Annotated in this window: 10 protein-coding genes; 3 read left to right on the forward strand and 7 right to left on the reverse strand. The window is 34.7% G+C overall.

Annotated elements, in window-relative coordinates; all coding sequences use genetic code 11:
* Positions 1 to 168 precede the first annotated feature (168 nt).
* Entirely contained in the window at positions 169 to 1,713 is a 1,545-nt protein-coding gene (locus tag FLAVO9AF_RS09380) for a ribonuclease E/G (RefSeq protein WP_159687504.1), read from the forward strand.
* Positions 1,714 to 1,863: 150 nt separating this feature from the next.
* On the opposite strand, the gene FLAVO9AF_RS09385 is transcribed toward FLAVO9AF_RS09380, so the two are convergent.
* A complete protein-coding gene (locus FLAVO9AF_RS09385) occupies positions 1,864 to 2,307 on the reverse strand; it encodes a nucleoside deaminase (protein ID WP_159687507.1) in 444 nt (147 codons plus the stop codon).
* An 86-nt stretch (positions 2,308 to 2,393) separates the two neighbouring features.
* On the opposite strand from FLAVO9AF_RS09385, the gene FLAVO9AF_RS09390 reads away from it, so the two are divergent.
* Together FLAVO9AF_RS09390 and FLAVO9AF_RS09395 are read left to right on the forward strand one after the other, a co-directional pair.
* A complete protein-coding gene (locus FLAVO9AF_RS09390) occupies positions 2,394 to 4,172 on the forward strand; it encodes a 1-deoxy-D-xylulose-5-phosphate synthase (protein ID WP_159687510.1) in 1,779 nt (592 codons plus the stop codon).
* Between the two features lie 24 nt (positions 4,173 to 4,196).
* Positions 4,197 to 5,267 (forward strand): DUF3078 domain-containing protein, encoded by a 1,071-nt coding sequence (locus FLAVO9AF_RS09395; RefSeq protein WP_159687512.1) that lies wholly within the window; start codon positions 4,197 to 4,199, stop codon positions 5,265 to 5,267.
* Between the two features lie 171 nt (positions 5,268 to 5,438).
* Here FLAVO9AF_RS09395 and FLAVO9AF_RS09400 read toward each other — a convergent pair whose 3' ends face one another.
* The 6 genes from FLAVO9AF_RS09400 to FLAVO9AF_RS09425 form a co-directional block, all read right to left on the reverse strand.
* A complete protein-coding gene (locus FLAVO9AF_RS09400) occupies positions 5,439 to 6,782 on the reverse strand; it encodes a deoxyguanosinetriphosphate triphosphohydrolase (RefSeq protein WP_159687515.1) in 1,344 nt (447 codons plus the stop codon).
* A gap of 55 nt (positions 6,783 to 6,837) precedes the next feature.
* Positions 6,838 to 7,557, reverse strand: a complete 720-nt coding sequence (locus tag FLAVO9AF_RS09405; protein ID WP_159687518.1) for an AAA family ATPase — start codon at positions 7,555 to 7,557, stop codon at positions 6,838 to 6,840.
* A gap of 27 nt (positions 7,558 to 7,584) precedes the next feature.
* The gene (locus FLAVO9AF_RS09410) at positions 7,585 to 7,884 is read right to left on the reverse strand and encodes a type II toxin-antitoxin system RelE/ParE family toxin (protein WP_159687520.1); all 300 of its coding nucleotides are present in this window, start codon (positions 7,882 to 7,884) and stop codon (positions 7,585 to 7,587) included.
* A complete protein-coding gene (locus FLAVO9AF_RS09415; RefSeq protein ID WP_159687523.1) occupies positions 7,884 to 8,090 on the reverse strand; it encodes an addiction module protein in 207 nt (68 codons plus the stop codon). The genes FLAVO9AF_RS09410 and FLAVO9AF_RS09415 overlap by 1 nt, the downstream gene beginning before the upstream one ends.
* 123 nt (positions 8,091 to 8,213) lie before the next feature.
* Positions 8,214 to 10,637, reverse strand: coding sequence for a ribonucleoside-diphosphate reductase subunit alpha (locus FLAVO9AF_RS09420; protein ID WP_159687526.1), 2,424 nt, complete (start codon positions 10,635 to 10,637; stop codon positions 8,214 to 8,216).
* Positions 10,638 to 10,850: 213 nt separating this feature from the next.
* A complete protein-coding gene (locus FLAVO9AF_RS09425) occupies positions 10,851 to 11,828 on the reverse strand; it encodes a ribonucleotide-diphosphate reductase subunit beta (protein WP_159687528.1) in 978 nt (325 codons plus the stop codon).
* Positions 11,829 to 11,833: the final 5 nt, after the last annotated feature.

Raw genomic sequence — 11,833 nt, forward strand, 5'->3', positions numbered from 1 at the left:
CTCTCTGAAAACTGCCGACTGAAACTTCATCCGGGTCAAACCTGTTAAATATTGTTTAATCCATCCTTACAATTCAGTTATGAGTTATAAGTTATGAGTTATGAGTTGTAAAACTGAAAACTGAAAGCCGAAACTGAAAACTTTAACGTATGGATAAAAATGTACAGCGTGAATAAAGAACTAATTATTCGTTCTAGTTCAGAAGCCGTAGATTTTGCCTTATTAAAAGATGGAAAACTAATTGAATTACACAAAGAACAAGAAACTAGCAACTTTCAAGTAGGTGATATTTTTATTGCCAAAATAAGAAAACCAGTTGCAGGCTTAAATGCTGCTTTTGTAAATGTAGGCTATGAAAAAGATGCCTTTTTGCATTATCATGACTTAGGTCCTAATCTTGCTTCTCAATTGAAATTCATAAAACTTGTAAGCGCAGGTAAAATAAAAGATTTCTCCCTAAAAAACTTTCAGTTTGAAAAAGAGATTGATAAAGACGGCACCATTACTGATGTTTTGAATGCCAATCAATCCGTATTAGTACAAGTAGTAAAAGAGCCTATATCTACCAAAGGACCAAGAATTAGTGCAGAACTATCCTTGGCTGGACGTTTTATAGTGCTTGTTCCTTTTTCTGATCGCGTTTCTATTTCTCAAAAAATAGAAGACAAAAAAGAAAAAGATCGATTAAAAAAACTTGTACAATCCATCAAACCAAAAGGCTTTGGCGTTATTGTTCGTACAGTAGCCGAAGGCAAAAATACAGCCGAATTAGAAAAAGATTTGCATAACCTGCTTAGCAGATGGAATGCAATGTGTAAGAAATTACCAACTGCTCATCATCCGTCAAAAGTATTAGGTGAGCTCAATAGAGCCTCTTCAATTCTTCGAGACGTGTTTAATGATACCTTTAGTGGTATTCAAATAGATGATGAAGAGTTGTACCAACAAACAAAGGATTACTTGCAAGAAATTGCACCATCCAAACAATCAATCGTAAAGTTTTATCAATCGAAAGACACACCAATCTTCGAGAAATATAACATAGAGAGACAAATCAAAACATCTTTCGGGAAAACGGTTTCCATGAGTAAAGGTGCCTATTTGATAATAGAACATACTGAAGCACTTCACGTTATAGACGTAAATAGCGGTAATCGTTCGAATAAGGCTACCAATCAAGAAGACACCGCAATGGAAGTAAATATGATAGCCGCTGCCGAAATCGCAAGACAATTGCGTTTGAGAGATATGGGCGGAATCATAGTTGTTGATTTTATTGATATGGCTAATCCCGATAATCGTAAAGTCTTATTCGACTTCTTAAGAGAAGAGATGAGCGATGATAAAGCTAAACACAAGATCTTGCCTCCTAGTAAATTTGGATTAGTTCAAATTACTAGACAAAGAGTAAGACCAGAAGTCAATATCAAAACTAGAGAAGAAGATCCAAACAATGAAAATGGCGAAATTGAAGCGCCAATTCAAATCATTGATAAAATCGCTCTCGACCTTGAAAGACATCTAAAAAACCACAAAAAAGTAGTACTCAATGTACATCCCTTTGTGGCTGCATACCTCAGTAAAGGTTTTCCATCATTGCGTTCAAGATGGTTTTTTGAACACAAAAAGTGGGTGAAAATTATACCACGTGACGCTTACACGTACCTAGAATACCATTTCTATGACAAAAAAGGAAATGTTATTACAGACTAAAACAAACAAAACCGTTATTCGAAAGAGTAGCGGTTTTTTTGTGTCTTATTTTTAGGAGCTATTTCCAGCTATCCGTTACAATCTTATATGCCGAACACCGGCACATAAGGATTTTCACTACTATCTGGGCTAGGGCTTTAAGGAGTTCAATTACTTTCTTTTCTCTGCAAAAAATCGCTTCATCAAATCGGCTGCTTCTTCTGCTAAAACACCTCTGACTACAGTAGTTTTGGGATGCAATTGAGTACCCATTTTTTCATACCCACGGTGCGTATCACTAGCCCCAAAAACAATTTTAGCAATTTGACTCCAATACAAAGCCCCTGCGCACATTTGGCAAGGTTCTAAAGTCACATACAAAGTACAATCTTTTAAATATTTTCCGCCCAAGAAATTGGCAGCTGCAGTTATAGCTTGCATTTCGGCGTGGGCCGTAACATCGTTGAGTAATTCGGTCAAATTATGGGTGCGAGCAATGACTTTGTCGGCCACAACAATAACGGCTCCCACAGGAATTTCACCTTTGTCAAAAGCCATTTCAGCTTCTTGCAAAGCTTTTTTCATAAAATATTCGTCGGTGAAAGGATCTATCATAGCCGCCTAACCCGCCATAGCGGGAATAATTAAGTGAATCGCAAAAATATAAAAAACAAAACCGTAAATTCGCTTTTTGATTATAAATGAAAACCAACTTACTCGAACATATCAACAATCCAAAGGATTTACGCTTACTAAATGAAGCGCAACTTCCTCTTTTGGCTCAAGAATTACGCGATTTTATAATCAATATTGTGGCAGTAAAAGAGGGGCATCTTGGCGCCAGTCTTGGCGTGGTTGAATTGACCATTGCTTTGCATTATGTATTTGATACACCAAATGATTTATTAATTTGGGATGTAGGTCATCAAGCCTATGGGCATAAAATTTTAACGGAAAGGAAAAATAGTTTTCATACCAACAGACAGCTCAATGGTCTTTCTGGATTTCCAAAAAGAAGCGAGAGTATTTATGATGCCTTTGGTGTTGGCCACTCATCGACCTCAATTTCCGCAGCATTAGGAATGGCGATTGCTTCCAACTTAAAAGGAGATTTCGAAAAACAACATATTGCCGTAATTGGCGATGCTTCAATCGCTTCAGGAATGGCCTTTGAAGGACTCAATCATGCAGGTGTGACTGATGCGAATTTGTTGGTCATTTTAAACGACAATGCCATAGGAATCGATCCCAGTGTTGGAGCCTTAAAAGAGTATCTTACAGCTGTAAAAGAAGGGAAAAACCATCGACAAAATAATATGATTAAATCCCTGAATTTCGACTATTCAGGTCCAATTGATGGTCATGATCTTCCTGCTGTTATCAAAGAATTAAAACGCTTAAAAAACGTAAAAGGACCTAAATTCCTTCATGTTATTACCACCAAAGGTAAAGGACTACAACAAGCTGAAGAAAATCAGGTTCAATACCATGCGCCTGGCAAGTTTAATGCAGAGACAGGAGATTTACTTCCCAAATCAGAAGCTAACTTGCCTCCAAAATATCAAGATGTTTTTGGTTTAACACTTTTAGATTTAGCTCGAAAGAATGAAAAAATCATCGGAATAACACCAGCGATGCCTTCTGGTAGTTCTCTAAAATTTATGATGGATGAACTTCCAAAACGCGCATTTGATGTAGGTATTGCTGAACAACATGCAGTCACATTAGCAGCAGGAATGGCGACTCAAGGGATGATAGTTTATTGTAATATCTATTCTACTTTTTTGCAAAGGGCTTACGATCAGCTTATTCATGATGTAGCTCTCCAAAAATTGCCTGTTGTTTTTTGTTTGGATAGAGCGGGATTGGTTGGCGAAGATGGCGCTACACATCATGGTGTTTTTGATTTAGCCTATTTGAGATGCATTCCGAATTTGATGATTTATGCCCCGTTGAACGAAATAGAACTGCAAAACATCTTATATACTGTACAATTAGGTATCGACCAACCCATAGCCATTCGCTATCCAAGAGGCAGAGGTGAATTTGTAGATTGGAAGTCGCCTTACAAAAAAATCCTTATCGGAAAAGCAAATTGTCAAAATAAAGGCACAAAAATTGCTGTGCTTTCAACTGGGACTATTGGAAATAATGTAACAAAAGCAATTGAAGATTTAGACAATAAGACGTTTTTTGCTCATTATCATTTTGGCTTTGTAAAACCATTAGACGAAATACTTTTGCATACTATTTTTGAACAATTTGAAACGATAATTACGATAGAAGATGGAGTGGTAACTGGAGGTTTTGGTTCAGCCATACTTGAGTTTTCTGCTTTTCATAACTATCAGAAAATAATTAAAACACTAGGAATCCCGGATACTTTTATTGAACAAGCCACTATAAACGAATTACAATACGCATGCAAAATTGACGTTAAAAGCTTGAAGCAGTTTTTTTCAACCTTCAAAATCAGTTAATTTGCATTTATTAAAACGCCAATAATGAAATTTTTATCAATACCACTTTTATTATTTTTCTTTAGTTTTTCTTTTCAAACTTTTGCACAAGAAACCACACCAATACCAGAAGTTACAAACGATTCTATTATTCTATTGACTCCAACTGCTGGGCCTACTTTCAGGCCTTTTGTAATTCCAACGTCATTGCCCCCTATAAAAGCACCAACTATTAGAAAAACTTCTGTGAATACATTAGGAATTTCAAACTGGATAAAAAAAAATAAGCTAGGTTTTGATATTACTCAAATTGCTTTTGTAAACTGGAATGCAGGGGGTACAAGCTCTATATCTGGATTAGTAAAAGGAAATTTCATAAGAGTCTACACCAGAGAAAATTATAAATGGCAAAATGAATTGATCTTTCGCTATGGTCTCAATAAACAAGATGGAATTGAATTGCGAAAAACAGATGATGCGGTTTTGATTAACTCCACTTTTGGTTATCGAAAGGATACCTTGACCAATTGGTATTACTCGGCAAAATTTAATTTTAATACTCAATTTACAGCTGGTTACTCTTATCCAAATAAAGAAGTGGCTATTTCTAGAGCTTTTGCACCTGCCTATGTATTCATAGGTTTGGGAGCTGAAAAGATTGATAAAAAAAAGAATTACTCTTATTACATCTCTCCATTTACATCAAAAACAACTTTAGTTTTAGATCAAACATTAGCAGATCAGGGAGCTTTTGGAGTTGATGCAGCCATTTATGATACGAATGGAGTACTTATACAAAAAGGGAAACGATCGAGATCAGAGCTGGGTTTTCTTTTTTCAAGCCAAATTAAAAAGGAAATTTTTAAAAACATTCATCTGGATAACAGATTGAGTTTGTACTCGGATTATATTAATAGATTTGGTAACGTTGATATAGATTGGAATCTTCAGTTAGAACTTGTAGTTAATAAATATGTCAAAGCTAATATTGGTTCACAATTAATTTATGACGATGATATTAAATCTAAAAGAGAAGAAAACGGTGTTCAAATCACTGAGGGGCCAAAAGTTCAATTAAAGCAAGTCTTGGGAGTAGGTATTGTTTATGAGTTTTAAAAACAAAAAGATCCGTTGTAAGGCGGATCTTTTTGTTTTTAAAATGAATTTTCAATACTCAACTAATTGTTTATAACTTCCAGAATGCAATGTTTTTTTTGTTTCATTAACAACATTATAACAACAATCTCATTAATAACAAATGCAAAAAAAGCAACTCTATAACACTTGTTAATTTTTTGCAGCCGTAAGTGTTTTATAAATCAGTAAGGCATTCCCATCTGTCAACATCGAAATATAATGGCAGATGTGTAATAAGCGTTCGTATAAATTTTCTTTTTCGAGATGGTGCTTTTCTGGAAGCATTTTTAAAATAAGTTGGTCGTAATTGGAAGCCTTACCTTCAAATTTGTTATTGAAAGCAACAATAAATTTATCCAAAAGGGTTTGGATAATTTGATAGCCCACCAATTCTTTTTCAATCACTTCTCTACTCTGATAAATATTCTTGACACTAATTTTGATGATATCATCCATTTGTGCTTTGTATTTGCTTTTATCCATTAAAGCGAATGGAAAATTACCAGCAAGAATGTGGTTCTCGTTCTCGATAAAGACTTTTACAGCATCATTTATTAAACTTCCTATTGCCAAGGCGCGCAAATAGCTAATTCTGTCTTCTTTAGTTTCTAATGTTTTGTATTTAGAAGAATCAATACTATCTTTTACCAACTTAATTAAATATTCTAGTGCAAAATCTTCCGAAATTAATCCCAAATTGATTCCGTCTTCAAAATCAATAATTGTATAACAGATATCATCAGCAGCTTCGACCAAATACGCCAATGGATGTCTTTCGAAGCCAATATCTGGATTTTTTTTGTTGGGAATCATTCCCATTTCTAAAGCTACTTCTTGAAAAAAATCTTTATCGGTTTGAAAGAAACCATATTTTTTATCAGCAATATTTTTGGTAGGCTTTTTTGGCAAACTCTCTTTTGGATATTTCATAAAAGCACCTAAAGTAGCAAACGATAAACGAATTCCACCTTCGACTCCTGGACGAGAACTATTCAATACCGAAAAGCCATTAGCATTACCTTCAAAATCTACCAAATCTTGCCACTGCTTAGGACTCAATTGATTTTTATATTGTTGCCCTTTTCCAATTGAAAAATACTCCCCAATAGCTTTTTCGCCAGAATGTCCAAATGGGGGATTTCCAATGTCGTGAGCGAGAGAAGCCGCAGCAACAATGGCTCCAAAATCATTCATCTGATAGCCGTGAATATCTTGTAAGTAGGGATATTTTTCAATTATTTTTTTTCCAACTAATCTTCCTAAAGAACGTCCTACCACTGAAACCTCTAGACTATGTGTTAAACGAGTGTGCACAAAATCGGTTTTAGACAATGGAATTACCTGAGTTTTGTCTTGTAAACTTCTAAAAGCAGACGAAAAAATGATTCTGTCATAATCTACTTCAAACCCTAGACGAGTTTCATCTTGTTCGATTCTCAAACGCTTTCCTGTGTCGCCTTGACGTTTTAATGATAATAGTTGTTCCCAGTTCATTTTATTTTGTGCATGATTAGTTGTCAAATATACAAATACGATTGGTTATATATTTCTATTCGGATAAATCCTGAGGATGATTCGCAATAGCGTCTTGAATCACATTGTTTTTCACTGATTGGAGCAAATGGTTTTTAGCTTCAGCAAAAGTAATGTCGTACAAGCGTTCCATTTTTTGGAATTGAAGTGGATACTTTTGAAGTAAGGTGTTATAATAAGTATCTAAAACGGCAGCGTTGGGTGCAGTAAACTCGAGTTGCAATTCGAAGCGACGCACTAAGGCCTCATCTATCATTTGGATTTGATTGGTTGCAGCGATAAAAACAGAGCGACTCGGAAAACTATCAATCAACTGAATAATGGAATTGACCACGCGTTTCATCTCTGTATTGTCTTTGTTGTCATAATCCCTAATTTGCCCTAAAGAATCGAACTCGTCAAAAAACAATACGGCACTTTCGTACTGTACTTCTTTAAATAAACCTTCTATATTTTTAGAGGTTTCTCCTAGTTTAGACGAAACAATTCTAGAAAGGTTGACAATAATGAGTTTTTTATCTAATTTTTTAGCAATGGCTTTGGCAGTCATCGTTTTTCCACAACCTGTTTTGCCATAAAGCAACATTTTATTGGCTACTGGTAAATCATATTTTTCGAGTACTTTTCGAAATTGATACTCTTTCAAAAATTGATTAATTTGTTGTGAAACGGCTTCATTAAAGACAACATCTTCAAGGAGGACATTACTTCGGTCCGTGAAATATAATAAACTCAAAGGGATTGGAATGTTAAAAGGTTTAACTTATAAACCAAGTCTTTTTGACCAGTTTTTTGGAGAGCGAGAGGTGTGAAAAACAGCAATAACTATAATCTTATTATCTTTGTATGTATAATGAATTCCATAAGGGAATCTTGAAATAAATCGGATTTTAATATCTTTATATTTCTTTTGGAAAGCTTCTGGGTTTCTCAAAATTGCATCAATTCCTGCTTCAAGACACAATTCAAAATCATAAGAAAGACCCGTTCTCTGTTCTTCATACCATAAAACAGCGGCCTCAATATCAAATAATGCTTCTTTTGTAAATTGAATATCACGCATTATCTAATCGTTTTCAAATGCGCTTTTACGGCCTCCCATGAATACAATTCAGATTTGCCATCTTCTAAATTTCGAAGTCGTATATCCAACTCTTTTTGTATTTCATCAGAGATTTCTAATTCGTTTTTAGCAATACTATCCCATAATTGTTCTGCGAAAACAATTTTTTCAGCATTACTATATTTTGAAAAATCCTTAATCTCCATGATTAGCTATTTTTTATGATAACAAATTTAAGCAAATAAATGAATGTTTGTAAGGATGGGTATTATTTTAAGAATTTTTGAAAAAAAAAGAGGTTGCCTAAAATGGCAACCTCTTTAACTTAATTAAGACCCACACATTTCGCAGTCATCTGGTCCTGCGTTTTTGGCCAATTCAATCATGGCTCTGTATTCTTCAGGAGTCATTTCTACTGTTTCGATTTCAACCGCTTCAAGGGGTCTTGCTTTAGGTTTACTTTCTGGAATTGTCTCTTCTTTTTTGTCATTATTCAACGTGAACTTAATAGCATCTACTGCTGCTTTGGTTCTCAAATAGTACATTCCTGTTTTTAGTCCTGATTGCCAAGCATAGAAATGCATAGAAGTTAATTTTGAATAATTAGCATCTTGCATGAACAAGTTCAGTGACTGTGATTGGTCAATAAAATAACCTCTTTGACGGGACATATCAATAATGTCTTTCATAGACATTTCCCAAACTGTTTTGTACAATTCTTTTAAATCTTGAGGAATGGTATCGATGTTTTGAACAGAACCATTATTTCTCATGATTTCTTGTTTCAACGTTTCATTCCATAAACCACGTTCTACAAGGTCATGTAGTAAATGTTTGTTAACAACGATGAACTCTCCAGAAAGTACACGTCTTGTGTAAATATTAGAGGTGTATGGTTCAAATGCTTCGTTATTTCCTAGAATTTGTGAAGTGGATGCTGTTGGCATAGGCGCAACCAATAGTGAATTTCTAACACCATGTTGCATAACTTCTTTTCTTAAAGACGCCCAATCCCATCTTCCAGATAATTCTTCGTCTTTCAATCCCCAAAGATTGTGTTGGAACTCTCCTTGAGAAATTGGAGAACCTTCAAAGGTCGAATATGGACCTTCCTCTTTAGCCATTTCCATAGAAGCGGTAACAGCTGCAAAGTAGAGTGTTTCGAAAATTTCTTGATTCAATTTCTTTGCTTCATCGCTTGTAAAAGGCATTCTAAGTAAGATAAAAGCATCTGCTAATCCTTGTACTCCCAATCCAACTGGACGGTGGCGCATATTTGAATTTTGAGCTTCTTTTACAGGATAGTAATTTCTGTCGATTACTTTATTTAAATTTCTGGTTACACGTTTGGTTACTTTGAACATTAATTCATGATTGAATTTTCCGTTTTCAACAAACATTGGTAATGAAATAGAAGCAAGGTTACATACCGCAATTTCATCTTTTGAAGTGTACTCCATAATTTCGGTGCACAAGTTAGAGGAACGAATCGTACCAAGATTTTTTTGATTCGATTTGCGATTTGCAGCATCTTTATAGAGCATATACGGTGTTCCTGTCTCAATTTGAGATTCAAGAATTTTCTCCCATAATTCGCGAGCTTTTATCGTTTTTCTTCCTTTACCACGATTTTCATAATCAGTATACATCGTTTCGAACTCTTCTCCGTATACATCATACAAACCTGGACACTCATTTGGGCACATTAAAGTCCAATTCCCATCTTCTTGCACGCGTTTCATGAATAAATCTGAAGTCCACATTGCAAAGAATAAATCTCTAGCACGCATTTCTTCTTTTCCTGTGTTTTTCTTTAAATCCAAAAATTCAAAGATGTCAGCATGCCAAGTTTCGATATAAATTGCAAAACTACCTTTACGTTTTCCTCCACCTTGGTCTACATAACGAGCAGTATCGTTGAATACACGCAACATAGGAACAATTCCGTTTGATGTTCCGTTGGTGCCTCTGATATAAGAACCAGTAGCTCTTACATTATGAATAGAAAGTCCAATTCCTCCAGCAGATTGCGAAATTTTAGCCGTTTGTTTTAATGTGTCATAAATTCCGTCAATACTATCGTCCTGCATTGCCAAAAGGAAACAAGAAGACATTTGAGGTTTTGGTGTTCCAGCATTAAATAAAGTTGGTGTAGCGTGCGTAAAGAATTTTTTAGACATCAAGTCGTAAGTTTCAATTACTGCCTCAAGGTCATTAAGGTGAATACCTACGGCAACACGCATCAACATATGTTGTGGACGCTCTACGATTTTACCATTTATTTTTAAAAGATACGAACGCTCTAATGTTTTAAAACCAAAATAGTCATAGTTAAAATCACGGTTATAAATGATATGTGAATTTAGGAATTCGGCATTTTCCATAATTACTTTATGAACTTCATCAGAAAGTAGTGGAGCTTCTTGTCCGTTTCTAGGATTCACATAGTGATACATTTCATTCATCGTTTCAGAGAACGATTTATTAGTGTTTTTATGTAAATTAGAAATAGCAATACGAGCAGCTAGTTGAGCATAATCAGGATGCGCAATAGTCATAGATGCAGCTGTTTCGGCTGCTAAGTTGTCTAATTCAGAAGTAGATACACCATCATAAAGGCCTTCGATTACTCTCATAGCCACTTTTACAGCATCTACTAAATCATTCAAACCATAGCACAGTTTTTTAATTCTATCTGTGATTTTGTCGAACATTACCGGCTCTTTATGGCCATCTCTTTTTACTACGTACATAAGTTTTGGTTTTAAAAAACAGCAAATCCCTTTGCTATTTTAGGGTATTTGTAATAATTGAATTGGGAAACTAATCCCTAGAATGTATTGATTCGTTAGAGGTAAATGATTCCTTATCACCATAAAAATCTGTGCCCAATTGAAGGACAAAATTTAATAGGTAATAAAAAGAACTAGTTACTTCTAATTACTAAACGATACTACTTAACTTTTTTAAAAATCAGCGTCGAATGAAATCTTCTGCGCGTCACTATCTGTGTTCATTACGCCCGCTTTCTGATATTCTGCTACTTTTTTCTCAAAGAAATTGGTTTTTCCTTGTAATGAAATCATGTCCATGAAATCAAAAGGATTTGTGGTATTGTATTCTCTTTCGCAACCTAACTCAACCAACAAACGGTCGGTTACGAATTCTAAATATTGTGTCATTAATCCTGCATTCATTCCAATCAAACTTACTGGAAGTGATTCAGTGATAAACTCTCTTTCAATATTTAATGCGTCAACTAAAATTTCTCTTATTCGCTCTTTAGGTACTTTATTAATCAAATGGTGATTATGTAAATGCACCGCGAAATCACAGTGAACTCCTTCATCACGAGAAATCAACTCGTTAGAAAAAGTCAATCCTGGCATTAAGCCACGTTTTTTTAACCAAAAAATAGAACAAAAACTTCCTGAAAAGAAAATCCCTTCAACAGCGGCAAAAGCAATTAATCGCTCTGCAAATGAATCAGATTCAATCCATTTTAACGCCCAATCAGCTTTTTTCTTGATGGCAGGGAATACTTCGATAGCGGTAAATAATTCGTTTTTCTCAGATTCATCTTTTACATAAGTATCAATCAATAAAGAATAGGTTTCGCTATGAATGTTCTCCATCATAATTTGAAAACCATAGAAAAATTTAGCTTCTGCATATTGTACTTCGTTTACAAAGTTTTCAGCTAGATTTTCATTTACAATTCCATCAGAAGCAGCAAAAAAAGCTAAAATGTGTTTGATAAAGTATTTTTCATCCTCATTTAGCCTGTTGTTCCAATCATTAAGGTCTTGTGATAAGTCAATTTCTTCCGCAGTCCAAAAACTAGCTTCCATTTTCTTATACCATTCCCAAATATCATGATGCTTGATAGGAAAAATCACGAAACGATTTTTATTTTCTTGTAAAATTGGTTCTAATTGTGACATTTTTA

Source organism: Flavobacterium sp. 9R (genome assembly GCF_902506345.1).
Lineage (GTDB): Bacteria > Bacteroidota > Bacteroidia > Flavobacteriales > Flavobacteriaceae > Flavobacterium.

Bases quoted from the DNA above. Each gene is read 5' to 3' on its own strand.
- FLAVO9AF_RS09410 (WP_159687520.1), bottom strand. From the start codon at position 7,884: ATGCGTGATATTCAATTTACAAAAGAAGCATTATTTGATATTGAGGCC.
- FLAVO9AF_RS09390 (WP_159687510.1), top strand. From the start codon at position 2,394: ATGAAAACCAACTTACTCGAACATATCAACAATCCAAAGGATTTACGC.
- FLAVO9AF_RS09395 (WP_159687512.1), top strand. From the start codon at position 4,197: ATGAAATTTTTATCAATACCACTTTTATTATTTTTCTTTAGTTTTTCT.
- FLAVO9AF_RS09385 (WP_159687507.1), bottom strand. From the start codon at position 2,307: ATGATAGATCCTTTCACCGACGAATATTTTATGAAAAAAGCTTTGCAA.
- FLAVO9AF_RS09425 (WP_159687528.1), bottom strand. From the start codon at position 11,828: ATGTCACAATTAGAACCAATTTTACAAGAAAATAAAAATCGTTTCGTG.
- FLAVO9AF_RS09420 (WP_159687526.1), bottom strand. From the start codon at position 10,637: ATGTACGTAGTAAAAAGAGATGGCCATAAAGAGCCGGTAATGTTCGAC.
- FLAVO9AF_RS09415 (WP_159687523.1), bottom strand. From the start codon at position 8,090: ATGGAGATTAAGGATTTTTCAAAATATAGTAATGCTGAAAAAATTGTT.
- FLAVO9AF_RS09400 (WP_159687515.1), bottom strand. From the start codon at position 6,782: ATGAACTGGGAACAACTATTATCATTAAAACGTCAAGGCGACACAGGA.